Source organism: Streptomyces thermocarboxydus, assembly GCF_024760485.1.
GTDB classification, from domain to species: Bacteria; Actinomycetota; Actinomycetes; order Streptomycetales; family Streptomycetaceae; genus Streptomyces; species Streptomyces cellulosae.
The window spans coordinates 801,239-827,681 of record NZ_CP058273.1 but is presented as its reverse complement, the minus strand read 5'-3'; the positions used below and the strand labels follow the sequence as shown (position 1 = coordinate 827,681).

The 26,443-nt window shown below is 72.7% G+C and carries 26 protein-coding genes; 14 read left to right on the top strand and 12 right to left on the bottom strand.

All coding sequences use genetic code 11. From position 1 onward, the window contains the following. Window positions 1-9 precede the first annotated feature (9 nt). The 6 genes from AY578_RS03855 to AY578_RS03830 all read left to right on the top strand — a co-directional run bounded on the left by AY578_RS03855 (window position 10) and on the right by AY578_RS03830 (window position 6,108). Window positions 10-321 carry an urease subunit beta gene (locus AY578_RS03855; RefSeq protein WP_019524745.1) on the top strand — a complete coding sequence of 104 codons (312 nt, stop codon included), beginning with the start codon at window positions 10-12 and terminating at the stop codon, window positions 319-321. Further along, on the top strand, window positions 314-2,035 hold the full coding sequence (locus tag AY578_RS03850) for an urease subunit alpha (RefSeq protein ID WP_258902032.1): 1,722 nt from the start codon (window positions 314-316) through the stop codon (window positions 2,033-2,035). Before AY578_RS03855 ends, AY578_RS03850 begins: the two co-directional genes overlap by 8 nt. Further along, complete coding sequence (locus AY578_RS03845) at window positions 2,035-2,709, top strand: urease accessory protein UreF (RefSeq protein ID WP_258902031.1); 675 nt, start codon at window positions 2,035-2,037, stop codon at window positions 2,707-2,709. Before AY578_RS03850 ends, AY578_RS03845 begins: the two co-directional genes overlap by 1 nt. Before the next feature lie 216 nt (window positions 2,710-2,925). Continuing rightward, entirely contained in the window at window positions 2,926-3,609 is a 684-nt protein-coding gene (gene ureG, locus AY578_RS03840) for an urease accessory protein UreG (protein WP_161108213.1), read from the top strand. Next, a complete protein-coding gene (locus tag AY578_RS03835) occupies window positions 3,597-4,385 on the top strand; it encodes an urease accessory protein UreD (protein ID WP_258902028.1) in 789 nt (262 codons plus the stop codon). The genes ureG and AY578_RS03835 overlap by 13 nt, the downstream gene beginning before the upstream one ends. Before the next feature lie 148 nt (window positions 4,386-4,533). Beyond that, the gene (locus AY578_RS03830) at window positions 4,534-6,108 is read left to right on the top strand and encodes an alpha/beta hydrolase (protein ID WP_370879082.1); all 1,575 of its coding nucleotides are present in this window, start codon (window positions 4,534-4,536) and stop codon (window positions 6,106-6,108) included. A 76-nt stretch (window positions 6,109-6,184) separates the two neighbouring features. On the opposite strand, the gene AY578_RS03825 is transcribed toward AY578_RS03830, so the two are convergent. Further along, the gene (locus AY578_RS03825) at window positions 6,185-6,910 is read right to left on the bottom strand and encodes a lysophospholipid acyltransferase family protein (protein ID WP_028959891.1); all 726 of its coding nucleotides are present in this window, start codon (window positions 6,908-6,910) and stop codon (window positions 6,185-6,187) included. Window positions 6,911-7,107: 197 nt separating this feature from the next. Here AY578_RS03825 and AY578_RS03820 point away from each other — a divergent pair, with 197 nt between their 5' ends. Next, window positions 7,108-7,563 (top strand): RpiB/LacA/LacB family sugar-phosphate isomerase, encoded by a 456-nt coding sequence (locus AY578_RS03820; protein WP_019524738.1) that lies wholly within the window; start codon window positions 7,108-7,110, stop codon window positions 7,561-7,563. Window positions 7,564-7,575: 12 nt separating this feature from the next. Here AY578_RS03820 and AY578_RS03815 read toward each other — a convergent pair whose 3' ends face one another. The 5 genes from AY578_RS03815 to AY578_RS03795 all read right to left on the bottom strand — a co-directional run bounded on the left by AY578_RS03815 (window position 7,576) and on the right by AY578_RS03795 (window position 14,135). Then, entirely contained in the window at window positions 7,576-8,802 is a 1,227-nt protein-coding gene (locus tag AY578_RS03815; RefSeq protein ID WP_210637098.1) for a PP2C family protein-serine/threonine phosphatase, read from the bottom strand. 9 nt (window positions 8,803-8,811) lie between these two features. Continuing rightward, window positions 8,812-11,283: a SpoIIE family protein phosphatase gene (locus AY578_RS03810; protein ID WP_258902026.1), complete on the bottom strand. Its 2,472-nt coding sequence runs from the start codon at window positions 11,281-11,283 to the stop codon at window positions 8,812-8,814. 188 nt (window positions 11,284-11,471) lie between these two features. Beyond that, window positions 11,472-12,698: an ornithine--oxo-acid transaminase gene (gene rocD / locus AY578_RS03805; protein ID WP_019524735.1), complete on the bottom strand. Its 1,227-nt coding sequence runs from the start codon at window positions 12,696-12,698 to the stop codon at window positions 11,472-11,474. Next, window positions 12,695-13,507 (bottom strand): dimethylargininase, encoded by an 813-nt coding sequence (gene ddaH, locus AY578_RS03800; protein WP_026243796.1) that lies wholly within the window; start codon window positions 13,505-13,507, stop codon window positions 12,695-12,697. Before ddaH ends, rocD begins: the two co-directional genes overlap by 4 nt. A gap of 124 nt (window positions 13,508-13,631) precedes the next feature. Continuing rightward, on the bottom strand, window positions 13,632-14,135 hold the full coding sequence (locus AY578_RS03795; RefSeq protein WP_019524733.1) for an Lrp/AsnC family transcriptional regulator: 504 nt from the start codon (window positions 14,133-14,135) through the stop codon (window positions 13,632-13,634). Between the two features lie 134 nt (window positions 14,136-14,269). On the opposite strand from AY578_RS03795, the gene AY578_RS03790 reads away from it, so the two are divergent. The 4 genes from AY578_RS03790 to AY578_RS03775 are packed head-to-tail and all read left to right on the top strand — an operon-like array spanning window position 14,270 to window position 18,355. Further along, complete coding sequence (locus AY578_RS03790) at window positions 14,270-15,040, top strand: LytR/AlgR family response regulator transcription factor (protein WP_019524732.1); 771 nt, start codon at window positions 14,270-14,272, stop codon at window positions 15,038-15,040. 19 nt (window positions 15,041-15,059) lie between these two features. Beyond that, window positions 15,060-15,419, top strand: a complete 360-nt coding sequence (locus tag AY578_RS03785) for a hypothetical protein (protein ID WP_019524731.1) — start codon at window positions 15,060-15,062, stop codon at window positions 15,417-15,419. 21 nt (window positions 15,420-15,440) lie between these two features. After that, window positions 15,441-17,153, top strand: a complete 1,713-nt coding sequence (locus AY578_RS03780) for a sodium/solute symporter (RefSeq protein ID WP_019524730.1) — start codon at window positions 15,441-15,443, stop codon at window positions 17,151-17,153. Then, window positions 17,150-18,355 (top strand): sensor histidine kinase, encoded by a 1,206-nt coding sequence (locus tag AY578_RS03775; protein ID WP_028959894.1) that lies wholly within the window; start codon window positions 17,150-17,152, stop codon window positions 18,353-18,355. The genes AY578_RS03780 and AY578_RS03775 overlap by 4 nt, the downstream gene beginning before the upstream one ends. Before the next feature lie 21 nt (window positions 18,356-18,376). Here AY578_RS03775 and AY578_RS03770 read toward each other — a convergent pair whose 3' ends face one another. From AY578_RS03770 to AY578_RS03750, 5 genes are all read right to left on the bottom strand, one after another. Next, entirely contained in the window at window positions 18,377-18,553 is a 177-nt protein-coding gene (locus AY578_RS03770) for a hypothetical protein (RefSeq protein WP_026243795.1), read from the bottom strand. An 86-nt stretch (window positions 18,554-18,639) separates the two neighbouring features. Then, window positions 18,640-19,593: a cytochrome c oxidase assembly protein gene (locus tag AY578_RS03765; RefSeq protein ID WP_019524727.1), complete on the bottom strand. Its 954-nt coding sequence runs from the start codon at window positions 19,591-19,593 to the stop codon at window positions 18,640-18,642. A gap of 126 nt (window positions 19,594-19,719) precedes the next feature. Continuing rightward, window positions 19,720-20,745 carry a 6-phosphofructokinase gene (locus AY578_RS03760; RefSeq protein ID WP_019524726.1) on the bottom strand — a complete coding sequence of 342 codons (1,026 nt, stop codon included), beginning with the start codon at window positions 20,743-20,745 and terminating at the stop codon, window positions 19,720-19,722. A 200-nt stretch (window positions 20,746-20,945) separates the two neighbouring features. Then, window positions 20,946-21,674 carry a type 1 glutamine amidotransferase gene (locus AY578_RS03755; RefSeq protein ID WP_019524725.1) on the bottom strand — a complete coding sequence of 243 codons (729 nt, stop codon included), beginning with the start codon at window positions 21,672-21,674 and terminating at the stop codon, window positions 20,946-20,948. Window positions 21,675-21,698: 24 nt separating this feature from the next. Further along, entirely contained in the window at window positions 21,699-22,937 is a 1,239-nt protein-coding gene (locus tag AY578_RS03750) for a Mur ligase family protein (RefSeq protein ID WP_019524724.1), read from the bottom strand. A 146-nt stretch (window positions 22,938-23,083) separates the two neighbouring features. Between AY578_RS03750 and def the strand changes: the two genes are divergently transcribed. Further along, the gene (gene def / locus AY578_RS03745) at window positions 23,084-23,629 is read left to right on the top strand and encodes a peptide deformylase (RefSeq protein ID WP_019524723.1); all 546 of its coding nucleotides are present in this window, start codon (window positions 23,084-23,086) and stop codon (window positions 23,627-23,629) included. Window positions 23,630-23,647: 18 nt separating this feature from the next. Here the strand turns inward: def and AY578_RS03740 are convergent, their stop codons facing one another. Beyond that, entirely contained in the window at window positions 23,648-24,289 is a 642-nt protein-coding gene (locus tag AY578_RS03740; protein ID WP_019524722.1) for a TetR/AcrR family transcriptional regulator, read from the bottom strand. A 171-nt stretch (window positions 24,290-24,460) separates the two neighbouring features. Between AY578_RS03740 and AY578_RS03735 the strand changes: the two genes are divergently transcribed. Both AY578_RS03735 and AY578_RS03730 read left to right on the top strand, forming a co-directional pair. Further along, entirely contained in the window at window positions 24,461-25,687 is a 1,227-nt protein-coding gene (locus AY578_RS03735; RefSeq protein ID WP_019524721.1) for an acyl-CoA dehydrogenase family protein, read from the top strand. A 90-nt stretch (window positions 25,688-25,777) separates the two neighbouring features. Continuing rightward, window positions 25,778-26,440, top strand: coding sequence for a thiaminase II/PqqC family protein (locus AY578_RS03730; RefSeq protein ID WP_137209540.1), 663 nt, complete (start codon window positions 25,778-25,780; stop codon window positions 26,438-26,440). The last annotated feature ends 3 nt before the right edge of the window (window positions 26,441-26,443 follow it).

Genomic DNA, 26,443 nt, shown 5'->3' with positions numbered 1-26,443 from the left:
AGGAGCGCCGTGACACCCGGAGAGATCCTGTTCGCCGAGGGCCCGATCGTCTACAACGAGGGCCGCGACACCACCCGGCTGACCGTTCTCAACGCGGCCGACCGGCCCGTCCAGGTCGGCTCGCACTACCACTTCGCCGAGGCCAACCCCGGCCTGCGGTTCGACCGTTCGGCGGCCCGCGGCAAGCGGCTCGACGTCCCCGCCGGCACCGCCGTACGGTTCGAGCCCGGCATCCCCGTCGAGGTGGAGCTTGTACCGCTCGCCGGGGCGCGCACCGTGCCTGGGCTCCGTGGGGAGACGGGGGGCCCGCTCGATGCCTGAGATCTCCCGCGAGGCGTACGCCGACCTGTTCGGGCCGACCACCGGCGACCGCATCCGTCTCGCCGACACCGATCTGCTGGTCGAGATCGAGGAGGACCGCTCGGGCGGCCCCGGACGCGCCGGTGACGAGGCGGTGTTCGGCGGCGGCAAGGTCATCCGCGAGTCCATGGGCCAGGCCACCGTCACCCGCGCCGAGGGCGCCCCCGACACGGTGATCACCGGCGCGGTGGTCGTCGACCACTGGGGTGTCGTCAAGGCCGACGTCGGCATCCGCGACGGCCGGATCACCGGCGTCGGGAAGGCCGGCAACCCCGACACCATGGACGGGGTCCACCCCGACCTGGTGATCGGACCCGAGACCGAGATCATCGCCGGCAACGGACGCATCCTGACCGCCGGGGCGATCGACGCGCACGTCCACTTCATCTGCCCGCAGATCGCCGACGAGGCGCTGGCCTCCGGCATCACCACCCTGGTCGGCGGCGGCACCGGACCCGCCGAGGGCTCCAAGGCGACCACCGTCACACCCGGACCCTGGCATCTGGCGCGGATGCTGGAGGCGATGGAGGCGTACCCGCTGAACATCGGGCTGCTCGGCAAGGGCAACACCGTGTCGCAGGACGCCCTGTTGTCGCAGATCCGGGGCGGCGCCGTCGGGCTGAAGCTGCACGAGGACTGGGGGTCCACCCCGGCCGTCATCCACGCGGCGCTGACCGCGGCCGACCGGACCGGCGTCCAGGTCGCCATCCACACCGACACCCTCAACGAGGCCGGTTTCGTGGGCGACACGCTCGCCGCGATCGCCGGGCGCGGCATCCACGCGTACCACACCGAGGGTGCGGGCGGCGGGCACGCTCCGGACATCATGACCGTGGTCTCCCAGCCGAACGTGCTGCCCAGCTCCACCAACCCGACGCGGCCGTTCACCGTCAACACGGTCGAGGAGCACCTCGACATGCTGATGGTGTGCCACCACCTCAACCCCGCCGTGCCGGAGGACCTCGCCTTTGCCGAGTCGCGGATCCGGCCGTCCACCATCGGCGCGGAGGACGTGCTGCACGACCTGGGCGCCATTTCCGTGATCTCCTCCGACTCCCAGGCGATGGGACGCGTCGGCGAGGTGATCATGCGGACCTGGCAGACGGCCCATGTGATGAAGCGGAGGCGCGGCGCGCTGCCCGGCGACGGGCGGGCCGACAACCACCGAGTCCGTCGCTATGTCGCCAAATACACCATCAACCCGGCGGTGGCGCAGGGGATGGCGGGCGAGATCGGCTCGGTGGAGAGCGGCAAGCTGGCCGATCTGGTGCTGTGGGAGCCGAAGTTCTTCGGGGTCAAGCCTCAACTGGTCATCAAGGGCGGGCAGATCGCGTACGCGCAGATGGGAGACGCCAACGCGTCCATCCCGACCCCGCAGCCGGTGCTGCCCCGGCCCATGTTCGGCGCGACCGGGCGGGCGCCCGCGGCCAACTCGGTCAACTTCGTCGCCCAGGCCGCCCTCGACGCGGGGCTGCCCGACCGGCTCGGGCTGGGCAAGCGGTGGGCGGTCATCGACTCCACGCGTGCGGTGACCAAGGCGGACATGCGGGAGAACGACGCCCTGCCGGATGTGCGGATCGACCCCGACAGCTTCGCCGTGCGCATCGACGGGGAACTCGTCGAGGCGACCCCGGCCGAGGAACTCCCGCTCGCCCAGCGCTACTTCCTCTTCTGATGTCCAGGGCAGCGCTGCTCGTCCTGGCCGACGGCCGCTTTCCCGCCGGAGGGCATGCCCACTCCGGCGGGGCGGAGGCCGCGGTCCACGCCGGGCGGATCACCGGCGCGGCGAGCCTGGAGGAGTTCTGCCGGGGGCGGCTGCACACGGTGGGGCTGGTGGCGGCCGCGCTGGCCGCGTCCGCCGCGCTGGGCGTGGACCCGGCGGCTCTGGACGCGGCCGCCGACGCCCGTACGCCGTCGCCGGCGCTGCGGGCGGCCGCACGCAGGCTGGGACGGCAGTTGCTGCGGGCGGTGCGGGCCGCCTGGCCCGGTGCTGAACTGGACGCGCTGGGGCGTCAGTTCCCGAAGGGGGCGCACCAGCCGGTGGTGCTGGGGGTGGCCGCTCGGGCGGCCGGGCTCGGCGCGGAGGATGCGGCGCACTGTGCGCTGTACGAGAGTGTCGGTGGTCCCGCGACGGCGACGGTACGGCTGCTGAGTCTCGACCCGTTCGACGCGACGGCGGTGCTGGCTCGGCTGGCGCCGGAGGCGGACCGGGTGGCGGAGGCGGCGGTGCGGGCCGCGCGGCGGGTCGTGCGGGAAGGTACCGATGCTTTGCCTGCGGCGTCGGCGCCTGCGCTGGAGATGTACGCCGAGGCGCATGCGGGGCGCGCGGGGCGGTTGTTCGCGTCATGAGGTTCGTCGTCGGGTGCGGGTTCGTGGGGGTTGTCCGCGCAGTCCCCCGCGCCCCTGAGGGGGTGGCCGTCCCGGAGTTCGTCAGCTCGCCGGGCCTGCGGGTTCGGTTCGTTGCTGGGTGCGGGTGCGTGGGGGCTGTCGCAGTTCCCCGCGTCCCCTTGGGGGGTTGCCCGCTCCCCACCCGATATGTCCACCCCAATCGCCCGGAGGTGCCTCATGCATCGTGATCACATCGACCCCTACCCCGGTCCCCCCGCCCTCGGTGGTGATGCCCGGAGACCTGACGGGGCGCGCCGTGCCCTGCGGATCGGGCTCGGGGGGCCCGTCGGGTCGGGGAAGACCGCTACCGTCGCCGCGCTCTGCCGGGTGCTGCGGGACGAGGTGTCGCTGGCCGTCGTGACCAACGACATCTACACCCGCGAGGACGCCGAGTACCTGCTCAGGGAGGCCGTGCTGCCCCCCGAGCGCATCACCGCCGTCGAGACCGGCGCCTGCCCGCACACCGCGATCCGCGACGACATCTCCGCCAACCTCGAAGCCGTGGAGGACCTGGAGGACTCGGTCGGCCCGCTCGACCTCGTCCTCGTCGAGTCCGGCGGGGACAACCTCACCGCGACCTTTTCCAAGGGGCTGGTCGACGCGCAGATCTTCGTGATCGACGTGGCCGGCGGGGACGACATCCCGCGCAAGGGCGGCCCCGGCGTGACCACCGCCGACCTGCTGGTCGTGAACAAGACGGACCTCGCTCCGTACGTCGGCTCCGACCTCGGCCGGATGGCGGTCGACGCCAAGGCGCAACGCGCGGACCTGCCGGTGGTGTTCCAGTCGCTGCGCGAGGACGAGGGGGTCGCCGCGGTGGCGGCCTGGGTGCGGCAGCGGCTCGCCGCGTGGGCGGCGTGAACACCGCGGGCGTCCGGGCCCAGGCGGAGATCCGCGCCCGCGCGGACGGCCGGGGCGGCACCGCCCTGCCCGTGCTGGAGAGCCGGGGTCCGCTGGCCCTGCGGCGCACCCGGGGGAGCGGCGCCACCGCGCACGTCGTGCTCGTCGGCGCGATGAGCGGCCCGCACGGCGGGGACCACTTCACCGTCCGCGCCGACGTCGGACCGGGCGCCCGGCTGCGGGTCGGCTCGGCCGCCGCCACCCTTGCCCTGCCGGGCCAGCACGGAGGACAGGCACGCCAGGACGTACGGATCACCGTCGCCGCCGGAGGCGAACTGCACTGGCTGCCCGAGCCGTTGATCTCCGTCACGGGCAGCGAGCTGGCCGTGCACACCCACGTCGACCTCGCCCCCGGCGCCCGCCTGGTCCTCCGTGAGGAACTCGTGCTGGGGCGGACCGGGGAGGACCCCGGACGGCTCACCTCCCGGCTGACCGTGCGCGTCGACGGGCGCCCGGTGCTCGACCAGGAACTCGACTGCGGCCCCGGCGCCGAAGGCGGCTGGGACGGCCCCGCTGTATTGGGCGGACACCGCGCCGTCGGGCAACTCGTCGTCTGCGACCCGGAGTTCGAGGACAAGCCGGTCGCGCCCGGCGTGCCCGCCGAGGGTCTCGCCGTCCTCCCGCTCACCGGACCCGCCGTCCTGGTCGGCGCGGTGGCGCCGGACGCCCTGCGCCTGAGCCGGCTGCTCGACCGGGCGCCCGCCTCCTTCACCCCCGCGACCTCCGCGTCCGCATGACGCCACTCCCACGTCCGCTTATCGGATTGGCAAAGAAGGCGCATCCCCTCTGTCGCCCGTGACCTCAGGGAGACGAGGATCCTCCCCCGTACACATCGAAACCTTGTACGGGGAGGCCCCCTTGAGGGACAGCAGACCGAAGAGGCGGATGGCGGCGGCCGGTTCGGCCGGCGTGCTCGTCGCATCCGCGCTCATAGCCGGCGCCGTCGCGGCGCCCACCGCGAGCGCGACGGCGGACACCCGCCACGGCAAGGACCGTGAGGCCCAGGGCGTGGCCGTCGCCGCGGCCCGGGCCGCCAAGGCCGGCATCGACTGGCAGGACTGCCCCGCCGACTGGAACCTGCCCCGGCCCATCCAGTGCGGCTGGGTCTCCGTGCCGCTGGACTACGCCAGGCCGAACGGCAAGCAGATCAAGCTCGCCGTCGACCGCATCGCGAACACGGGCACGCCCGCCGAACGGCAGGGTGCGCTTCTGTACAACCCGGGCGGCCCCGGCGGTTCGGGCCTGCGCTTCCCGGCCCGGGTCACGTCGAAGAACCCCGTCTGGGCCAACACGGCCAAGGCGTACGACTTCGTCGGCTTCGACCCGCGCGGCGTGGGGAGGTCCGCGCCCATCTCCTGCGGCGACCCGCAGGAGTTCGTGAAGGCGCCCAAGGCCGACCCGGTGCCCCGCACCGAGGCCGACAAGCTCGCCCAGCGCAAGCTCGCCCGCGAGTACGCCGAGGGCTGCCTGGAGCGCAGCGGCACCATGCTGCCCCACATGACCACCCCGAACACCGCCCGCGACCTCGACGTCATCCGCGCGGCGCTCGGCGAGAAGAAGCTCAACTACCTGGGCGTCTCCTACGGCACCTACCTCGGCGCCGTCTACGCCACCCTGTTCCCGGACCACGTGCGCCGCATGGTCGTGGACAGCGTGGTCAACCCGTCCCGCCAGAAGATCTGGTACCAGGCCAACCTGGACCAGAACGTCGCCTTCGAGACCCGCTGGCAGGACTGGCAGGACTGGGTCGCGAAGAACGACGCCGCCTACCACCTCGGCACCACCCGCGCCGCCGTCCAGCAGCAGTGGCTGAAGCTGCGCGCCGCCGCCGCGAAGGAGCCGTTCGGCGGAGTCGTCGGCCCCGCCGAGCTGATCGGCTTCTTCCAGAGCGCCCCGTACTACGACTCCGCGTGGGCCCCCGTCGCCGAGGTGTTCAGCCAGGCCGCCGCCGGGAACACCCAGGCGCTGGTCGACGCCGCCGCCCCGGACCTGTCCGACACGGTCGGCAACGCGGCCGCCGAGAACGGCAACGCCGTCTACAACGCGGTCGAGTGCACCGACGCCAAGTGGCCCACCGACTGGCGCACGTGGGACCGCGACACCACGCGGCTGCACCGCGACCACCCGTTCCTGACATGGGCCAACACCTGGATGAACCTGCCCTGCGCCACCTGGCCGGTGGCCCAGCGCACCCCGGTCGACGTGAAGACCGGCAAGGGCCTGCCGCCCGTGCTGATCGTCCAGTCCGAGCGGGACGCGGCCACCCCGTACGGCGGCGCCGTCGAACTGCACAAGCGATTCAAGGGCTCCCGTCTCATCACCGAGCGGGACGCCGGCTCCCACGGCGTCACCGGGCTGGTCAACCCCTGTGTCAACGACCGGGTCGACACCTACCTGCTCACCGGGAAGCTGGACCGCTCCGACGTGACCTGCGCCCCGCACGCCACGCCGAAGCCGTAACCGCACGACAGTGAGGGGCGGCCGGAACTCCCCGGCCGCCCCTCATACATGTCCCGTCACTCATGTGCCGCGAGACTCACCGCTGCGGCAGGCGCGGCGTCCGCCGCCTCTCCTCGGCCTTGCGCTCGGCCTCCGCGGCCTTCACGTCGGCCGCGTACTGGTCCACGTACTCCTGCTCGGAGAGGGAGAGGATGGCGTACATGATCTCGTCCGTGATCGCCCGCAGGACCGCCTTCTCGTTCTCCATGCCCTCATAGCGCGAGAAGTCCAGCGGCTCGCCGAAGCGGATCACCACCGGGTGGATGCGGGGGATCTTCCGGCCGGGCGGCTGCGCCTCGAACGTGCCGATCATCGCGCAAGGAACGACCGGGACGCCCGCCTTGAGGGCCATCACCGCCACGCCCACCTTGCCCTTGTAGAGGCGGCCGTCGTGCGAGCGGGTGCCCTCCGGGTAGATGCCGAGCAGTTCCCCCTTGCCCAGCACCCCGAGCCCTTCACGGATCGCCGCCTGTCCCGCCTCCTTGCCGGAGCGGTCGACGGGGATCTGTCCCGCGCTGTGGAAGAAGAACGCCGTCAGCCGCCCCTTGAGACCCGGACCGGTGAAGTACTCGGCCTTCGCGAGGAAGGTGATGCGGCGCTTCAGCACGGCCGGCATCAGGAAGTGGTCCGAGAACGACAGATGGTTCCCCGCGACGATCGCGGCGCCGGAGGACGGGACATGCTCCAGACCCTCGATCCGGGGCCGGAAGACCAGTCTGAGCAGCGGGCCCAACAGCACGTATTTGAGCAGGTAGTAGAACAAAAGCACGCTCCTCGACTCTGGGAAACGACGGGATCGCCGCGTTCCAGCAGGTCATCCGGCACGTCGTGAACTGCCAGTCTAGGACCGGGTGACGGGCCCCGGCACCGGGTTCGACGGGAACCGGAACCCGCCTCACCGGACAGCCGCCCGCACGCCGTCCGGTCGCCGTCCGCGCACCGCCGAGTACGCTCGACGGTATGCGGATCTCCGTCTCCTCCGACATGGACGAACCCGTCGCCCGCGCCCTGGTCGACACCCTGCGCGAGCGCGGCCACGAGGTGCGCGCCCACGGCGCCCTGAGCCCCGGCGACGACCCGCGGTGGGCCGCCTGCTCCGAGGCCGCCGCCCGCGACGTCGCCGAGGGAAGGGCCGACCAGGCGGTGGTGTGCTGCTGGACCGGCACCGGCGCCTCGATCGCCGCCAACAAGGTGCCCGGCGTACGGGCCGCCCTGTGCACCGACGCGTACACCGCCGACGGCGCCCGCCGCTGGAACGACGCCAACGTGCTGGCGCTGAGCCTGCGGCTCACCTCGGTCCCGGTGCTCCAGGAGATCCTCGACGCCTGGTTCGCCGGCCGGCCCAGCGACGACCCCGAGGACCGGGCCGACGTGGAGCGCACCACCCGCCTCGACCGCGAACGCGCCGGCGCCTGACCGCGGTTCCCGTCACAGTCGTACGACCACCAGCGCCGTGTCGTCCGTGGCGCCGCCCGGCGGCAGCAGCTCCCGCAGCACCGTGTCCGCCAGCGGCTCCGGGGCCAGCGTGCGGTGCCGGCGCAGGGACTCCGCCAGTCGCCGCAGCCCCACGTCGATGTCCTCCCGCCGCCGCTCGATCAGCCCGTCCGTGTAGAGCACGAGGGTGGCCCCGGGCGAGAAGACCGTCGACGCCTCCGGCCGCGGCCGCGGATCCGGACGGGCGTCCAGCGGCGGGTCCGTCGCCCGGTCCAGGAACTCAACCCGGCCGTCGTCGTGCAGCAGAACCGGCGGCGGATGGCCGGCGCTGCTGTAGGTGATGCTGTTCCGGTCGAAGTCGATGAACGTCGTCACCACCGTCGCCGACTCGGCGCCGTCCACCACGTTCGCGTACCGGCCCAGCACGTTCAGCGCCTGGGCAGGCCCGTCCGCCACCCGCGACGCGGCGCTCAGCGCGCTGCGCAGCTGGCCCATCACCCCGGCCGCCTCCAGGCCGTGGCCCACCACGTCGCCCACCGACACGCCGATGCGGTCGCCGCCCACCAGGTCGACCAGGTCGTACCAGTCCCCGCACACGTTCAGAGCGCCCACCGCCGGCCGGTAGCGCACCGCGGCCCGGTGACCCACCTGCCGGTTCGCGGGCAGCATCGCCTTCTGCAGCACCAGGGCCACCTCACGCTCCCGGGCGTGCGCCTCGCGCAGCCGGTTGTTGAGCTCCTGCAGCTCCCTGGCGCGCGTGTACAGCTCGGCCTCCAGCACCTGTCCCGCCGCGTCGCCGCCGAGCCCCCGGGCCCGCACGAACTCGGTGACCTCCTCGACCCGGTGGACGATCAGCCGCACCCGCCCGTCGGGACCGAGGACCGGGCTGTTCACCGGCGACCAGTAGTGCTCGTGCCAGTTCCCCGAGTGCTCGGGGGACTCGACGTCGTAGCGCTGCAGGGCCATCGAGTCGCGCCGGCCGCTGGCCAGCACCCGCAGCAGCGAGGCCCGCAGCTGGTGCGAGTGGTTCGCGGCGGGGGCGTTCACCGACTCCGGGAACACGTCGAACACGTAGCGGCCCAGCAGGGACTCGCGTGACCGCCCGGTGCCGCGCACGTACGCCTCGTTGACGTCGGCGAACACCAGGTCGGGGGTCAGCAGCGCCACCATGCCCGGCAGCGCCCGGTACACCGCCTCGAAGTCGATCGTCGTGCCTGCCATGGCCCCGCCTCACTCCAGGTGAGTGCTCAGCGGCTGCTCCGCCCAGATGATCTTTCCGTCGGGTACGAACCGCGTGCCCCAGCGCTCCGCGAGCTGCGACACCAGCAGCAGTCCCCGGCCGCCCTCGTCCATCGCGCGCGGATGCCGCAGATGCGGGGCGCTCGCGCCGCTGTCGAGCACCTCGCACACCAGCGTCCGCTCCCGGATCAGCCGCAGCCGCACCCGCCCGGAGGCGTGCCGGATCGCGTTCGTCACCAGCTCGCTCACCAGCAGCTCCGTGGTGAACTTCAGCTCCTCGTCGATACCCCAGCGGGCCAGCTGGTCCTGGGTGGTCCTGCGGGCGTCCGCCACCACCGCCGGGTCCGGCGGCAGCTCCCACGCCGCTATCTGTTCCGGTGCGAGCCGCTTGGTCCGCGCCATCAGCAGCGCCACGTCGTCCTCCGGACGGGACGGCACCAGCGCGTCGACCACCGTCTGGCAGCTGGGCCGCAGCTCGCGCGCCGTGCCCTCCAGGGCCCGCCGCAGCCGCTCCCGCCCGGCCTGCTCCGCGCTGTCGTCGCCGTGCGCCAGCAGCCCGTCCGTGTGCAGCACCAGCGTGCTGCCCTCCTCCAGGGTCACCTCCACCGCCTCGAACGGCGGACCGCCCACCCCCAGCGCGGGACCCTGCGGCAGGTCCACGAAGCCGACCGTGCCGTCCGGCGCCACCACCGCCGGCGCGGGATGGCCCGCGGCGGCCATCGTGCACCGCCCGTCCGCCGGGTCGTACACCACGTACACGCAGGCGGCGCCGACCGTGTTGCCCTGCCTGCCCCCGCCCTCCCCGCGGCTGTCGTCCCCCTCCAGGCCACCGTCGTCATGGCCCGAGCGGAGGGCCAGGTCGTCCAGGTGCGCCAGCACCTCCTCGGGCGGCAGGTCGATCGCGGCCAGCGTGCGGACCGCCGTGCGCAGCTGCCCCATGGCCGCGGCGGCGTCGATGCCGTGCCCCGGCACCTCGCCGACCACCAGCGCGACCCGGGCGGCGGCCAGCGGGATCAGGTCGTACCAGTCGCCGCCCAGGCCGGTCAGCTCGTCGGCGGGCCGGTAGCAGGCGGCCACCTCGACGGCGTCCTGTTCGGGCATCCGGCGCGGCAGCAGGCTGCGCTGGAGCACCAGCGCGGCGTCGCGTTCGCGGGTGTAGCGACGGGCGTTGTCCACGCAGACGGCGGCGCGCGAGACCAGGTCCTCGGCCAGGTTCAGGTCGTCCGCGTCGAAGGGGTTCTGGCGGCGGCGGAAGAACGTGGTGAGGCCCAGGGTGATGCCGCGCGCCCGGATCGGGACGATCATCACGCTCTGCAGGCCCAGCTCCAGGAACGTGGACTCCCGGCCGCCCGGCGCGCCCTCGGCCCACTCCATGGCCAGCGGGTCCAGTTGCTCCTGCCGCCAGGACCGCCCCGTGGTCAGGCACCACACGGGCGGGGAGTCCGTCAGGTAGGAGACGACCGCGCCGCTGTCCACGACCGTGCGTGGCAGGTCCTCGTACAGGGACCGGTGGCCCGCGCGGCGCAGCGGCACCCGTTCCGACCCGGTGAGCGGGGCCGGCTCGGCGCCGCGCAGTACCGTCTCCAGCAGGTCCACGGTGACGAAGTCGGCGAGGCCGGGCACGGCGACGTCGGCCAGTTCCTGTGCCGTGGTCATCACGTCCAGGGTGCGGCCGATGTACTGGCCGGCCCGGTCCAGGAGGGCGAGGCGCTGCCGGGCACGGTGCCGGTCGGTGACGTCCACGACCGTGTAGTACAGGCCCATCGGGTCGCCCCGGTCGTCCTCGAGGCGGGTGAACGACAGCATGTGCGCGGTCTCCCGCAGCGGCGCCGACCGCACCCGGCCGACGTACTCGTAGCCGACCACCTGCTCGCCCGTCTCCAGCACGTGCCGCATCCGCTCCTCGACGGCCTCGCTGTCCATGCCCGGCTGGACGTCGGCGACCCGCAGGCCGAGACGGGTCCGGCCCTCCCCGCCGCCCCACTGCTCCAGGGCCGCGTTGGACCACACGTAGCGCAGCTCCGTGTCCACGATGGCGATGCCGATGGGGTTGCCGACGACGATCTGCTCCAGCACGCCGCGGCTCATGTCCCAGCCCCGCGTGCCCTCCTCCAGCTCCGACAGCAGCACCAGCACCGCCGGGCGGCCCTGCGGCGCCGTGGTCGGGGTGACCCGCGCCCCCACCTCCACCGGGTGCCCGTCCCGGCGGACAGCCGTCATCAGCCCCGTCCAGTCCTTGCCGGCGCGGCACCGGTCGAGCAGGTCCTCCATCCGCTCGGCGTCCTCGTTCGCCAGCAGATCGGCGAACTTCCGGCCCACCGCCTCCGCCGCGCCGTGGCCCAGCAGCCGCTCCGCGTGCACCGTCCAGCCCGTCACCAGACCGTGCGGGTCCAGCAGCAGCGGCGCGGCGTCGGCCACGTCGAACCCCTGCCGGACTCCTCCCTGCTCCTTCTGTCCGCCCACAGACGGCCTCTCTGTCGCTGAGAGTGTTCTGTCACGATATGTCCCCGCTAGACCCCATCTTCACCCCAATGACCGGCCGAGGGCTTCCCGAAGGTGGGCCACCGGTGCACCGCGCCCGTCGTCCGGCACGTCCCCGGACACGCCGCCGCCCCCGCCGGAGAGGTCCGGCGGGGGCGGCGGAAAGACGGTCAGACGTGGCGGCTGAGCACCTTCTCCAGCGTGCGCAGCGCCTCCCGCAGCTCGTCCGCGGTGACGGTCAGCGGCGGGGCCAGCCGGACGGTCGAGCCGTGCGTGTCCTTGACGAGGATGCCCTCGCGCATGAGGCGCTCGCTGACCTCCCGGCCGGTGCCGAGGGCCGGGTCGACGTCCACGCCCGCCCACAGCCCACGGCTGCGGAACCCGGTGACGCCCTTGCCGACCAGTGCCTCCAGGCCCTCCCGCAGCACCACGCCCAGCTCGGCCGCGCGCCGCTGGAACTCGCCCGTCTCCAGCAGCTCCACCACGGCCGTGCCCACGGCGGCCGCCAGCGGGTTCCCGCCGAACGTCGACCCGTGTTCACCCGGATGCAGCACCTGGAGCACCTCGCGCCGGGCCACCACCGCCGACACCGGGACGATGCCGCCGCCCAGCGCCTTGCCGAGCAGCACCACGTCCGGCACCACCGACTCGTGCTCCACGGCCAGCGTGCGCCCGGTGCGGCCGAGCCCCGACTGGATCTCGTCCGCGACGAACAGGCACCCGGCGCGGCGGGTCAGCTCCCGGACCCCGGCCAGATAGCCGTCGTCCGGGATCACCACGCCCGCCTCGCCCTGGATCGGCTCGATCAGCACCGCCGCCGTCGTCTCGTCGACGGCCTCCTCCAGCGCCGCGAGATCGTTGTACGGCACCACCCGGAACCCGGGGGTGAAGGGGCCGAACCCGGCGCGGGCCGTCTCGTCCGTGGAGAAGCTGACGATCGTCGTGGTCCGGCCGTGGAAGTTGTCAGCCGCGACCACGATCGTCGCCCGGTCGGCGGGGACGCCCTTCACGTCGTAGGCCCACTTGCGGGCCACCTTGATGCCGCTCTCCACCGCCTCGGCGCCGGTGTTCATCGGCAGCACCATGTCCAGGCCGGTCAGCGCGGCCAGCCGCTCCGCGAACTGCGCGAGCCGGTCGTTGTGGAAGGCACGCGAGGTCAGCGTCAGCCGGTCCAGCTGGCGGTGCGCCGCCTCGATCAGCGCCGGGTGCCGGTGGCCGAAGTTCAGCGCCGAGTAGCCGGCCAGCATGTCCAGGTAGCGCCGGCCCTCGACGTCCTCCACCCAGGCGCCCTCCGCGCGGGCGACGACCACGGGCAGCGGATGGTAGTTGTGCGCGAGGACCGGCTCCTCCGCCGCGATCAGCTCGGCGGACGAACGCGTACGGGGAGCAGAGGTCATGAGCGGATCTCCTGAGTGCAGCACTTGATGCCCCCGCCCGCCTTGTGGAACTCGGACAGGTCGACGGGGACGGGGACGTAACCGCGGCCGGCGAGCCGGTCGGCGAGCGCCGTCGCCCCCGGCGAGATGAACACATGACGGCCGTCCGAGACGGAGTTCAGTCCGAACGCCATGGCGTCCTCACGGGTGGCGAGGACCGCGTCCGGGTACAGCCGCTCCAGCACCTCACGGCTGCCCGGCGAGAACGCCTCCGGGTAGTACGCGACGTTCTCCTCGTCCAGCACGAACAGCGCCGTGTCCAGGTGGTAGAAGTACGGGTCCACCAGGGTCAGGCCGATCACCGGCACCCCGAAGAACTCCTGCGCCTCCCGGTGCGCCTCGGGCGTGGTGCGGAACCCGGTCCCGGCGAGGATCCAGCGCCCGGCCGGCACCAGGTCGCCCTCGCCCTCGCACACCGACTCCGGATGCTGGACGTCGAACCCGTGTGCCTTGAACCAGGCCGCGTACGGCACCGACTCCGGACGCCGCTCCGGCGCGTGGAACCGGGAGCCGAACACACGCCCGTCCACGACGACCGCCGCGTTCGCGGCGAACACCATGTCGGGCAGAGCTGGCAGCGGTTCCACGGTCTCCACGGTATGGCCGTGACGGCGGTAGGCGTCGACCAGCGACAGCCACTGCCGCCGGGCGAGTGAGACGTCGACGGGCCGGTCCGGCCGCATCCAGGGATTGATCGCGTACCGCACGGCGAAGAATCTGGGTTCGCAGACGAGAAAACGCCGTGGGCGCGCCACACGTGATTCGGGCACGAAGGGGTTCCTCCGCTTCACACGGTGCCGACTAGGGGGTGAGTCCACGGTAGGAACGCGGCCGCACGGCCGACAAGTGAGAGATCCTGCGTGTCCACGCAGGAATGCTGCGTCTTCTCCGGCCTCAGCGCATGTCCGGTGCGTCGTCCGGGGCGGGCTGTGTCACTCCTGCCTCAGGACTGTCGGGCAGCAGGTGCGACAGCACCATCACGCTGATCGTCTTCCGGATGAACGGCTCCTGACGGATCCGCTCCAGCACCTCCTCGAAGTGCTCCACGTCCCGCGCCCGCACGTGCAGCAGGGCGTCCGCGCCCCCGGTCACCGTCATCGCCGCCGCGATCTCCGGATGATTGCGCACCACCTCCGCCAGCCTGCGCGGCGGCGCCGCCCCCTCGCAGTACACCTCCACGTACGCCTCGGTGCGCCAGCCCAGCGCGGACGGCCGCACGGTCGCGGTGAACCCGGTGATCACCCCGGTCTCACGCAGCCGGTCCACCCGGCGCTTCACGGCCGTCGCCGACAGCCCGACCGAGGCGCCGATCTCCGCGAAGGACGTCCTGGCGTTCGCCATCAGGGCGGTGACGATCTTCCGGTCGAGTTCGTCGAACGGCGCGGGCCTGCTGCTCATGCGGGCACTGTATCCACGCCGGCCCCACGGTCACCCCGGGTGCGCCCCCGGAGGGGGACCGGCGCGGAACCGGGTGGAACGCCCTTGTCCGGCACGTGGTCCCGACCCGGAGATCCCCCCTACACTCCACGTTCATGCTGCGCGCCCTCGCCGTCGACGACGAACGCCCCTCGCTGGAGGAGCTGCTCTACCTGCTGAACGCCGACCCGCGCATCGGGAGCGCGGAAGGCGCCGGCGACGCCACCGAGGCCCTGCGCCGCATCAACCGCGCCCTGGAGTCGGGACCCGACGGCCCCGACGCCATCGACGTCGTCTTCCTCGACATCCAGATGCCCGGCCTCGACGGACTCGACCTCGCCCGGCTGCTCACCGGCTTCGCCCGGCCGCCGCTCGTCGTGTTCGTCACCGCCCACGAGGACTTCGCCGTCCAGGCCTTCGATCTCAAGGCCGTCGACTACGTGCTCAAACCCGTCCGCAAGGAACGCCTCGCCGAAGCCGTGCGTCGGGCCGCCGCACAGCGCGGCACCGCCCCGCCCGAACCCGCCCCGCGCATCCCCGTGCACGAGCCCGACCCCGACCACATAGCCGTCGAACTGGGCGGCGTCACCCGCTTCGTCGCCGTCGACGACATCACCCACGTCGAGGCCCAGGGCGACTACGCCCGCCTGCACACCGACCGCGGCAGCCACCTCGTGCGCATCCCGCTGTCCACCCTGGAGGAGCGCTGGCGCTCCCGCGGCTTCGTCCGCATCCACCGCCGCCATCTGGTAGCCCTGCGCCACATCGGCGAGCTGCGGCTCGACGCCGGCTCCGTCAGCGTCCTGATCGGCACCGAGGAACTCCAGGTCAGCAGGCGCCACGCCCGCGAGCTGCGGGACCTGCTGATGCGCCGGACCACCGGTTAGGCGAGGGGGAGAGCCGCACATGCCCCAGGAACCCGCCGAGCGCCGGGTGGTCGTCACCGGCCCGCCCCGCCGCGCACGCCCCACCTCCGGCTACTACCGCCCGCGCACCGAGATCGACGAGCAGACCACCCTCGGCCACACCTATGTGCGCTCCCTGATGCGCATCCAGCTGCGCACCGGACTCACCGTGTTCGCCGTCCTCGCCCTGCTCGTCGGCCCGCTGCCGCTGGTCTTCGCCGCCGCCCCGGACGCCCGCCGTCTGGAGTGGGCGGTCCTCGGCTTCGGGCTCTACCCCCCGCTGGTCCTGCTCGCCCGCTGGTACGTCCGCCGCGCCGAACGCAACGAACGCGACTTCGTCCGGCTCGTCGAGGACCGCTGAGACCCCGGGAACCGCACCGCCGTGAACTCCGCCTACGCCGTCACCGCCGTCGCGCTCGTCGCCGTCGCGACCGTCCTCGTCGGCGCCTTCGGCCTGCGCATATCCCGCACCACCTCCGACTTCTACGTCGCCTCCCGCACCGTAGGACCCCGCCTCAACGCGGCCGCCATCAGCGGCGAGTACCTCTCCGCCGCCTCCTTCCTCGGCATCGCGGGCCTCGTCCTCGTCCAGGGCCCGGACATGCTCTGGTACCCGGTCGGCTACACCGCCGGCTATCTGGTGCTGCTGCTGTTCGTCGCCGCCCCGCTGCGCCGCTCCGGCGCCTACACGCTGCCCGACTTCGCCGAGGCCCGGCTCTCCTCGCACGCGGTACGGCGGCTCGCGGGCACCCTCGTCGTCGGCGTCGGCTGGCTCTACCTGCTGCCCCAGCTGCAGGGCGCCGGACTCACCCTCACCGTGCTCACCGGCGCGCCCGACTGGCTCGGTGCGGTGATCGTCGCCGTCGTCGTCACGGTGATCGTGGCCGCCGGCGGCATGCGCAGCATCACCTTCGTCCAGGCGTTCCAGTACTGGCTGAAGCTGACCGCCCTGCTGGTGCCCGCCCTGTTCCTGGTGATCGCCTGGCAGAGCGACGGCGCCCCCAGCCACGCCTTCGACGAGCCCGCCGAGTTCCGGGAACAGCGCGTGGTGCGCGTCGACGACACCGTCGACCTGCGCCTGACCGCCCCGCTCACCGTCACCGTGGACGGCACCGTCGACGGCCTGGCACACAAGGACGCGGAGGTCGCCCTCCCCGCCGGCACGCACCGCATCGACGGCGGCACCCGCCTCACCTTCGCCGAGGGTTCCGAGGTGCCCGTCACAGGGAACGGCGCCGACGACGCCCTGTCGCCGTCCCGCGCCGAGAGCCGCGCGGAACGCCCGCTGTACGCCACGTACGGGCTGATCCTCGCCACGTTCTTCGGCACCATGGGCCTGCCTCATGTGGTGGTGCGCTTCTACACCAGCCCGCACGGCGTCGCCGCCCGCCGCACCACCGTCGCCGTCCTCGGCCTGATCGGCGCCTTCTACCTGCTGCCCCCCGTCTACGGCGCCCTCGGCCGCCTCTACGCCCCCGAGCTCACCCTCACCGGGGACGCGGACGCCGCCGTCCTGCTGCTGCCCGGGCGGATGATCGGCGGCACCGGCGGCGACCTGCTGGGCGCGCTGGTCGCCGGGGGAGCGTTCGCCGCGTTCCTGTCCACCGCCTCCGGACTCACCATGGCCGTCGCCGGCGTCATCACCCAGGACGTGCTGCCCTCCCGGGGCGTGCGCCACTTCCGGCTCGGCACGGTGCTCGCCATGGTGGTGCCGATGGCCGCGAGCATCATCGTCGGCGGGCTGCCCGTGGCCGACGCCGTGGGCCTCGCCTTCGCCGTGTCCGCCTCCTCGTTCTGCCCGCTGCTCGTCCTCGGGATCTGGTGGCGGCGGCTCACCCCGCCGGGCGCGGCCGCCGGGATGCTCGTCGGCGGCGGCTCGGCGTTCCTCGCCGTGGCGGCCACCATGGCCGGCTACCCGGGCGCCGGGCCCTGGCACGCGCTGCTCGCCTGGCCCGCCCTCTGGTCGGTGCCGCTCGGCTTCCTCACCATGGTGCTGGTCTCCCTGGCCACGCCCGGCCGGGTGCCGCCCGGCACGGCCGCGGTCCTGGCCCGCTTCCACCTGCCGGAAGAGCTGCGTACGGAGGTGTCCGCATGAGCGGTTTCCTCGCCGGGCTGCTCGTGGCCGTGCTGCCCCTGCTGGCCGCCGGGTTCTGGCTGGGGCGGCGCACGGCACGGCCCACGAGCCTCGCCGGTCTCGGCACCCCCGTCGAGCACGCCACCTTCGAGACCCTGCACACCGCCTCGCTGGCCACGCCCCCGCTGCGGGCCGGCCTCACCGAGGAGACCGCCCGCAAATCGGCCCGCAAACTGCGCTCCCTGCTCGGCACCGACGCCCTGTGCCTCACCGACCGCGAGCAGGTGCTCGTCTGGGACGGCGTCGGCGCCCATCACCGCACCGAGATCATGGAGCGCCTCACCGGCCCCCTGGACACCGGCCGCGGCGAGGCGTTCCCGCTGACGTGCGACACCCCCGACTGCACGGTCCGCTGGGCGGTGGTCGCCCCCCTCACCGTCGACGACCGGGTGCACGGCGCGCTCGTCGCCTGCGCGCCCCGCGAGTCGGCCGTCCTGGTCAGGGCCGCGGGGGAGGTCGCCCGCTGGGTCTCCGTCCAGCTGGAGCTGGCCGACCTGGACCAGTCCCGCACCCGGCTGATCGAGGCGGAGATCCGCGCCCTGCGCGCCCAGATCTCCCCGCACTTCATCTTCAACTCGCTCGCCGTGATCGCGTCCTTCGTGCGCACCGACCCCGAGCGAGCCCGTGAGCTGCTGCTGGAGTTCGCCGACTTCACCCGCTACTCGTTCCGGAGGCACGGCGACTTCACCACCCTCGCGGACGAGCTGCACGCCATCGACCACTACCTGGCGCTGGTGCGGGCGCGCTTCGGCGACCGGCTCTCCGTCACCCTCCAGATCGCCCCCGAGGTGCTGCCGGTCGCGCTGCCCTTCCTGTGTCTCCAGCCGCTGGTGGAGAACGCCGTCAAGCACGGCCTGGAGGGCAAGGCCGACAAGTGCCACATCCAGATCACCGCGCAGGACGCGGGCGCCGAGGCGCTGGTGGTCATCGAGGACGACGGGGCGGGCATGGACCCCGGCCTGCTGCGCCGCATCCTCGCCCGCGAGGTCAGCCCCACCGGCGGCATCGGCCTGTCCAACGTCGACGACCGGCTGCGCCAGGTGTACGGCGACGACCACGGCCTGGTCATCGAGACGGCCCCGGGCGCGGGCATGAAGATCACCGTCCGGCTGCCGAAGTACCAGCCGGGCGTCCATCTGGCGGGGCGGCTCACCCCGCGGTGAGCCGCCCTCCGTGGCTGCCGGTCAGCCGTTGCTGGTGGCGACCATGCCGAGGGTGAGCAGGCCCAGCACGACCCAGATGAACCACAGCCAGCCGTTGCTGCCGAGCGCCACCGTGTACGCCGTCACGGCCACCAGGCCGCCGACGGTGAGCACGCCCATGGTCTTCGTCGAGGTGGAACCGTTCGTGGTACCGGGCATCGCGACACCCTCCTCCAGGTCCGTTCCCTCCATGGTGCCCCGGTTTCGAAAAAGCAGGGCGGTGCGGGACGGAACCCGGGGCCGCGCTAGTTGCCGCGCGCGTTCAGGGAGGCCAGATAGGCGTTGTACGCCTCCAGCTCCTTGTCGCCGTCCCGGTCGGCGGCGCGGTCCTTGCGGCGGGCCTGCCGCTGGTCCGAGGCGTACCACTGGAACAGCAGCGCGATCAGCACCAGCACCGACGGGACCTCGCTGAACGCCCAGGCGATGCCGCCGGCCGCACTCTGGTCGGACAAGACGTCGATCCCCAGCGACGCGGGCGGGTCCTGGAAGGTGGTGACCATGGGGGTGGAGGCCATCATCAGCGCGATGCCGAAGAACGCGTGGAACGGCATGCCCGCGAACAGCTCCAGCATCCGCATCAGATGACCCGGCCGGTGCGGACCCGGGTCCACGCCCATGATCGGCCAGAAGAACACCAGGCCCACGGCCAGGAAGTGCACCATCATCGCCGCGTGCCCGACCGCCGACCCCATCAGGAAGTCGAACAGCGGGGTGAAGTACAGGGCGTACAGGCTGGCGATGAACATCGGGATGGTGAACAGCGGGTGGGTCACGACCCGCATGTAGCGGCTGTGCAGCAGCATCAGCAGCAGCTCGCGCGGCCCCTTCGTGCCGCGCACGGCCGCCGGGGGCAGGGCCCGCAGGGCCAGGGTGATCGGGGCGCCGAGCAGGACCAGGATCGGCGACACCATGCTGATGACCATGTGCTGCACCATGTGCACGCTGAACATCACCATGCCGTAGTCGTTCAGCGCGGTGCACATCACGAGCCCGATGCTCAGCACACCGGCGACGAACGCGACCGTCCGGCCCACCGGCCACTGGTCACCGCGCCGGACCAGCCGCACCACGCCCCAGCCGTACAGCGCGAGCGCCAGCAGGCAGGCGACGAGGAAGAACGGGTCCGCCGACCAGGCGAGCCCTCGGCCCAGCGTGAACGGCGGCAGATCCATGGTCATGCCGTGCCCGCTGTGATCCATCCGCCGGCTCCATTTTCGTCCAGGTTGTACGCAATCGGTCCGCACCAGACTAGAACCGCCCCCGGCGACGTCCGTCACCGGGGGCGGGTCTGTGAAGCCGGTCTCAGGCGCCGGGCGCCCGCGGTGTCAGAGCACGCACTCCGCCTCGGCGTACCGCTCCTCGGGCACCGTCTTCAGCGTCTCGACGGCCTCCGCCAGCGACACCATCACGATGTCCGTGCCGCGCAGGGCCGTCATCTGCCCGAAGTCGCCGCGGTGCACGGCCTCCACCGCGTGCCAGCCGAACCGGGTGGCCAGCACCCTGTCGTACGCCGTGGGCGTGCCGCCGCGCTGCACGTGGCCGAGGATCACCGGCCGGGCCTCCTTGCCGAGGCGCTCCTCCAGCTCCAGGGAGAGCTGCCGGGCGATGCCCGCGAACCGCTCGTGGCCGTAGACGTCCTTGCCGCCCTCGTCGAAGTCCATGGTCCCGGCCTTCGGCTTGGCGCCCTCCGCCGCGACGACGATGGCGAACCGCTTCCCGGCCGAGAACCGCTCGCCGACCTTCGCGGTCAGCTCGTCGATGTCGAAGGGCCGCTCGGGCACCACGACGGCGTGCGCGCCGGCCGCCATGCCGGAGTGCAGCGCGATCCAGCCGGTGTGGCGGCCCATGACCTCCACGATCAGCACGCGCTGGTGCGACTCGGCGGTGGTCTTCAGCCGGTCCAGCGCCTCGGTGGCCACGCCGACGGCCGTGTCGAACCCGAAGGTGACGTCGGTGACGGCGATGTCGTTGTCGATGGTCTTCGGCACGCCGACTATCGGCAGACCGTTGTCGGACAGGAGCCGGGCCGCCTTGAGGGTGCCCTCACCGCCGATGGGGATGATCGCGTCGAGACCGAGCTCCTCGACATGGCCCCGGGCCCGCTCCACACCGTCCCGCAGATGTTCCGGGCGCACCCGTGAGGAGCCGAGGATCGTGCCGCCGCGGGCCAGGATGCCGCTCACCGCGTCGAGGTCGAGCTTGAGGTAGTCGCACTCCAGGAGGCCCTTCCACCCGTCGCGGAAGCCGATGACCTCGTCGCCGTGGTCGACGACGGCGCGGTGCACGACGGACCGGATGACGGCGTTCAGGCCGGGGCAGTCGCCGCCGGACGTGAGGACACCAATGCGCATAGCCCGAAACAACCTTCTCGAAGTGGGCCGGGACCGGACCGCGCTGTCCGGCTCGATCTCCGCCACCCTAGCCGCTGAGGGGGCCTGCGCCGCATCCCGCGTCCGCCTGCTGGACGACGCCGCTCACCTGTGCGGAGGAGGCGTCAGACGGGCCGTGTCAGGCCCCTCCGACGCCTCCTCGGGAGTGCTGTTCCGGCGCCCTACGCCGGCTGCTGGGCGGCGGCGATGCGCTCGTTGCGCAGGGCCTCGTACCAGCGGTCGTCGGTCGGCGGCAGCGCGTTGACGTCCAGCGCCAGCTTCAGCAGCAGGTCCGCGATCTGCGGGTTCCGCGCCAGCACCGGACCGTGCATGTACGTGCCGAACACGGTGTCGTTGTACGCGCCCTCGGTGCCGTCCCCGGTGCCGTTGCCGTTGCCGAAGCGCACCTGCGCGAACGGGCGCGCCGTGGGACCCAGATGGGTGATGCCCTGGTGGTTCTCGAACCCGGTCAGCGGGGGCAGACCCAGCTGCGGGTTGATGTCCGCGAGGACGTCGCCCACGCAGCGCGCGCCCTCGCCGCGCACCGACACCACGTCGAGCAGGCCGAGGCCGGGCTCGCGCTGGCCGAGGTCGTTGATGAACTCGTGGCCGAGGATCTGGTAGCCGGCGCAGACCGAGAAGACGATCGCGCCGTTCTCCACGGCCCGGTGCAGCCCGCCGTCCCGGCGCAGCCGCTCGGCGGCCAGCCGCTGCGGGCGGTCCTCGCCGCCGCCGATCAGGTAGATGTCGCCGGAGGTCGGGATCGGCTGGTCGCTGCGCACGTCGAGCCGCGCCACGTCCAGGCCGCGCTGCCGCGCCCGGCGCTCGACGACGAGGACGTTGCCCTGGTCGCCGTAGGTGCTGAGCAGGTCCGGGTAGATCCAGACGACCCGCAGCTGGTTGTCGCTCACTTCAAGTCCCCTGAGGTGTCGTGGTCAGTTGCCGACGCGGCGGCGCAGGTCCTGGAACGCGGTGTAGTTGGCGATGACCTCGATCCGGCCCGGCGGCGACATCTGGACCGCCTGGTCCAGGTTCTCGCACACCTGGAACTGCTGGTTGGCGACCTCGAGGCGCACCGCCAGGTCCAGCTTCCGGTCGCCGATGACGCAGATCGGGTGACCGGTGAGCCGGGTGTAGTCGACGTCCCACAGCCAGGAGGTGTCGGTGCCGTCGGCGGAGCGCGCGTTCACCGACAGGATCACCGGGGTCGGCGGCGGGTCGATCAGCGAGAACGTCTCCAGCCAGCCCGCGGGGTTCTTCGCGAGCAGCAGCCGCAGGTCACGGCCCTGGAACTGGACGACGTCGTAGCGTCCTGCCACGGCCTGCACCTGGTACATGCGCTCCAGGGCCACCTGCGGGGGCACCCCGAAGACGGCGGCGACGGCCGCGGAGGACGCGGCGTTGGCCTTGTTGGCGCGGCCCGGCAGCTGGAGGTGGATCGGCCAGGCGGAGCCGTGCGGGTCGAGCACGTGGTCGCCGGAGAGCGCCCAGCTCGGGGTGGGGCGGCGGAAGCCGCACTCGCCGCAGAACCAGTCGTCGCCGGGGCGCTGCATCACACCGCCGCAGGACGGGCAGGACCAGGCGTCGTCCTTCCACATCTGGCCGGCGGCCACCCAGATCACGTTGGGGGAGGACGACGCGGCCCACACCACCAGCGGGTCGTCGGCGTTGGCCACGATCACGGCCTTGGAGCCGGCCAGGCCCTCGCGCCAGGCCTCCGCGAGCATGCGGGTCTCCGCGGCGCGGTCGAGCTGGTCGCGGGAGAGGTTGAGCAGCGCGATGCACTTGGGCTCGGTGGCCTGAGCGACGCCGACCAGGTACTTCTCGTCGACCTCGATGACGCCGTAGCGGGCGTCCTCGCCGGCCGCGAGGGCCGAGGTGATGCCGGCCGGCATGTTGGCGCCGAGCGCGTTGGAGACGACCGGGCCGGCCGCCTTGAGCGCCTCGGCGATGAGCCGGGTGGTGGTGGTCTTGCCGTTGGTCGCCGAGACGAGGGTCACGTCCAGGTGCGCGGCGAGCCGGTGGAGAAGCTCGGGGTCGAGTTTCAGGGCCACCCGGCCGCCGATCACCGAACCGCTTCCGCGCCCCGCGGCGCGGGATGCCGCCGCGACCGCCTTGCCCGCGGTCACGGCCAGCTTGGCCCGCGGCGTGAGCGGGTCCGAGTTGCCTGCCATCAGTTCTCGATCCTCCTTGCGTACGCGCCGCGTCTGTGCCTGACGGCCACGTGGTGTGGGCTCAGCCTATCGAGATCCATTCGCCCTCCAGTACCGCGGCTCCGTCGTGGGACGGGCGGTGATACCAGGACCGTACCCTTGCGGCCATGCGACTCGGCTCACTCCCCGGCGTCCACGGACGCGTTCGGCCCCTCACCCTGCTCGGAGACCCCGTCCTGCACACGCCGTGCGGGGAGGTCACCGAGTTCGGTCCGGAACTGGCGGATCTGGTGGAGGACTTGTTCGCGACCATGTACGCGGCCCAGGGCGTGGGTCTGGCCGCGAACCAGATCGGCGTGCCGCTGCGGGTGTTCGTCTTCGACTGCCCCGACGACGAGGACGTACGGCACCTAGGGCACGTGGTGAACCCGCGGCCGGTGGTGACGGACGGGGTGGTGGTGCGCGGACCCGAGGGCTGTCTGTCGCTGCCCGGCCTGGAGGCGGGGACGGAGCGGTACGACCACGCGGTGGTCGAGGGCTTCACGGTGACCGGGGAGCCGGTCACCGTGCACGGCACCGGGTTCTTCGCCCGCTGCCTCCAGCACGAGAGCGACCACCTGGACGGCACGGTCTACGCCGACCGCCTCGAAGGCCGCCGTCACCGCAAGCTGATGCGCCAGGTCGCGCGCGCCTCCTGGCACCGCCCCGCCTGAGCCGGGGTCCGGCCCGGGTCAGAAGCCCGGGCCGCCCACCTTGTCGCCGGCCGCGGCCAGCCGGCCCCACAGCAGGTCGGCCAGGCTGTGCACCAACTCCGCGCGGGAGCAGGGGCGTTCGCCCAGCCACCAGTCGCCGGCGGCGTGCATCATGCCGACGATGCCGTGGCCCCAGACCCGGGCCAGCTGGTGGCTGCCGGGGCCGAGGTCCAGGCGGTCCTCGATCACCTGGGCCAGCTCCTCGCCCATCCGGCGCAGCAGCGGCGCCGAGTGCTTGCCCACGTCGAAGCCCTGCTCGCTGGGCGAGCCCTCCGCCGGGTGCATCAGGAAGCGGTAGACCTGGGGCCTGGCCTCGATCGCCGCCAGGTAGGTGTCCAGCGTGGCCTCGACCCGCTCCCGCCGCTCCGCGGGCGCGTCCAGCGCGGCCCGCAGGGAGTCCAGCAGGGCGTCGGTGTGGCGCTTGGCGAGGGCGGCGTAGAGTCCTCCCTTGTCGCCGAAGTGCCGGTAGAGGATCGGCTTGGTGATCCCGGCCTCCGCGGCGATGGCGTTCATCGAGGCCCCGGGCCCGTCGCGCAGCACCACTCGGTCGGCGGCCTCCAGCAGCTCGCGCCGGCGTCGGTCGGCGGACCGCTGCTGCTCGGTCCGCTGTGTGGTGTCCATGTGCTCTCCCCACCCGTGCTGAATCGGTGACGCCTGCGCAAACTAACACTGATCACGGCCCCGACAACGAACGGGATACCGGCCTGCCTGGGGAGTTGACTTTTCCTACTTGCCGGTAACAGACTGGGGTTACCGCAAGTAACATGCACGTGCGCCGCCGCTGGAGGGGTCATGGCCGAGTTCACCATGGAGCTCAACGACGAACAGAAGGAGGTGCGGGACTGGCTGCACGGCTTCGCCGCCGACGTCATCCGCCCCGCCGCCGCCGAATGGGACGAGCGTGAGGAGACTCCCTGGCCGGTGATCCAGGAGGCGGCCAAGGTCGGCATCTACTCCCTGGACTTCTACGCCCAGCAGTACTTCGACGCAACCGGTCTCGGCATCCCCATGGCCATGGAGGAGCTGTTCTGGGGCGACGCGGGCATCGCGCTGTCGATCGTCGGCACCGGCCTCGCCGCCGTCGGCGTCCTCGCCAACGGCACCGAGGAGCAGATCGGCACCTGGATCCCCCAGATGTACGGCGACGTGAACGACGTGAAGGTCGCCGCCTTCTGCTCCTCCGAGCCCGACGCCGGCTCCGACGTGGCGTCGATGCGCACCCGCGCGGTGTACGACGAGGCCAAGGACGAGTGGGTCATCAACGGCACCAAGACCTGGGCGACCAACGGCGGCATCGCCAACGTCCACGTCGTCGTCGCGGTCGTCGACCCCGAGCTCGGCTCCAAGGGCCACGCGTCCTTCATCATCCCGCCGAACACCCCCGGGCTGTCCCAGGGCCAGAAGTTCCAGAAGCACGGCATCCGCGCCTCGCACACCGCCGAGGTCATCCTGGACAACGTGCGCGTGCCCGGCTCCTGCCTGCTCGGCGGCAAGGAGAAGCTGGACGAGCGCCTCGCCCGCGCCCGTGAGAAGGCCAAGAAGGGCGGCGAGCGCGTGAAGAACGCCGCCATGGCCACCTTCGAGGCCTCCCGCCCGGCAGTCGGCGCCATGGCCGTGGGCACCGCCCGCGCCGCCTACGAGGTCGCCCTCGACTACGCCAAGACGCGTGAGCAGTTCGGCCGCCCGATCATCGACAACCAGGGCGTCGCCTTCCAGCTCGCCGACATGCGCACCCAGATCGACGCGGCCCGCCTGCTGGTGTGGCGCGCCTCCTGGATGGGGATCAACGGCAAGCCGTTCACCGCGGCCGAGGGCTCGATGTCCAAGCTCTTCGCGAGCGAGACGGCGAAGAAGGTCACCGCCCAGGCCATCCAGATCCTCGGCGGCAACGGCTACACCCGCGAGTACCCGGTCGAGCGGATGCACCGCGACGCCGCGATCTACACGATCTTCGAGGGCACCAGCGAGATCCAGCGCCTGGTGATCGCCCGCACCCTCTCGGGCATGTCCATCCGCTGACCCACCCGTGCGGGGGCGGTCCGGTCTGCCGGGTTGCCCCCGCACGGCGGCCGGGCCAACCTCGGGGTGACCGACGCCTCGGAGGACGCGATGACACGCAACGCCCGGGACCTGCTGACGACCTTCACCGCGGAGCTCGCTCCCGACCCGCGCTCCAACCCCCTGGTGCCGCTGATCGCCTCCGGCGAGGCGGACCGGGAGGTGCTGGCCGTCCTGGCCCTGGAGCAGCTGCGGGTGATCCCGGCGGACCGCCGCGCCTTCCTGCAGCTGGCCGTGCGGTCCTCCGGCCAACCCGAGGCCGACGCGTATTTCACCGCCCTGGCCGAGGGCGAGGCGCTCGCCCGGCAGAAGCTGCCCGCCTTCGCCGCGGCCTGCGGAGTCGACGAGACCCGCGCCGCCGCCTACGCCCCGCTGCCGGGCTGCCAGGCCTACCCGGCCTACGTCGCCTGGCTGGCCCTCAACGCCGCCCCGGCCGACGCCGTCCTCGCGATCACCGCCAACTTCTCCGCCTGGGGCGGCTACTGCGCCGCCATCGCCGGGGCCCTGCGCACCCACTACGGCTTCGACGACGAGGCCTGCGCCTTCTTCGACTTCTTCGCCGCACCGGCCGGGCATCTGGACCGCGCCGCCGAACGCGCCGTCCAGGCGGCCCTGGACACCGGCCGCCTGGACGAGAGCCGCGCCCGCGCCTACGGACACCTGCTGCAGAGCTACGAAGCGCTGTTCTGGCGGACCCTCCAGCGGCCGGCCTGACGT

Excerpts from the sequence above, each read along its gene's own strand:
- rocD (WP_019524735.1), bottom strand. The coding sequence starts at position 12,698 with ATGACCTCTGCTCCCCGTACGCGTTCGTCCGCCGAGCTGATCGCGGCG.
- AY578_RS03830 (WP_370879082.1), top strand. The coding sequence starts at position 4,534 with ATGGCGGCGGCCGGTTCGGCCGGCGTGCTCGTCGCATCCGCGCTCATA.
- AY578_RS03765 (WP_019524727.1), bottom strand. The coding sequence starts at position 19,593 with ATGGATCACAGCGGGCACGGCATGACCATGGATCTGCCGCCGTTCACG.
- AY578_RS03850 (WP_258902032.1), top strand. The coding sequence starts at position 314 with ATGCCTGAGATCTCCCGCGAGGCGTACGCCGACCTGTTCGGGCCGACC.
- AY578_RS03790 (WP_019524732.1), top strand. The coding sequence starts at position 14,270 with ATGCTGCGCGCCCTCGCCGTCGACGACGAACGCCCCTCGCTGGAGGAG.
- AY578_RS03740 (WP_019524722.1), bottom strand. The coding sequence starts at position 24,289 with ATGGACACCACACAGCGGACCGAGCAGCAGCGGTCCGCCGACCGACGC.
- AY578_RS03845 (WP_258902031.1), top strand. The coding sequence starts at position 2,035 with ATGTCCAGGGCAGCGCTGCTCGTCCTGGCCGACGGCCGCTTTCCCGCC.
- def (WP_019524723.1), top strand. The coding sequence starts at position 23,084 with ATGCGACTCGGCTCACTCCCCGGCGTCCACGGACGCGTTCGGCCCCTC.
- AY578_RS03760 (WP_019524726.1), bottom strand. The coding sequence starts at position 20,745 with ATGCGCATTGGTGTCCTCACGTCCGGCGGCGACTGCCCCGGCCTGAAC.
- AY578_RS03815 (WP_210637098.1), bottom strand. The coding sequence starts at position 8,802 with ATGGCAGGCACGACGATCGACTTCGAGGCGGTGTACCGGGCGCTGCCG.
- AY578_RS03770 (WP_026243795.1), bottom strand. The coding sequence starts at position 18,553 with ATGCCCGGTACCACGAACGGTTCCACCTCGACGAAGACCATGGGCGTG.
- AY578_RS03735 (WP_019524721.1), top strand. The coding sequence starts at position 24,461 with ATGGCCGAGTTCACCATGGAGCTCAACGACGAACAGAAGGAGGTGCGG.
- AY578_RS03775 (WP_028959894.1), top strand. The coding sequence starts at position 17,150 with ATGAGCGGTTTCCTCGCCGGGCTGCTCGTGGCCGTGCTGCCCCTGCTG.
- AY578_RS03795 (WP_019524733.1), bottom strand. The coding sequence starts at position 14,135 with ATGAGCAGCAGGCCCGCGCCGTTCGACGAACTCGACCGGAAGATCGTC.
- AY578_RS03785 (WP_019524731.1), top strand. The coding sequence starts at position 15,060 with ATGCCCCAGGAACCCGCCGAGCGCCGGGTGGTCGTCACCGGCCCGCCC.
- AY578_RS03730 (WP_137209540.1), top strand. The coding sequence starts at position 25,778 with ATGACACGCAACGCCCGGGACCTGCTGACGACCTTCACCGCGGAGCTC.
- ureG (WP_161108213.1), top strand. The coding sequence starts at position 2,926 with ATGCATCGTGATCACATCGACCCCTACCCCGGTCCCCCCGCCCTCGGT.
- AY578_RS03820 (WP_019524738.1), top strand. The coding sequence starts at position 7,108 with ATGCGGATCTCCGTCTCCTCCGACATGGACGAACCCGTCGCCCGCGCC.
- AY578_RS03750 (WP_019524724.1), bottom strand. The coding sequence starts at position 22,937 with ATGGCAGGCAACTCGGACCCGCTCACGCCGCGGGCCAAGCTGGCCGTG.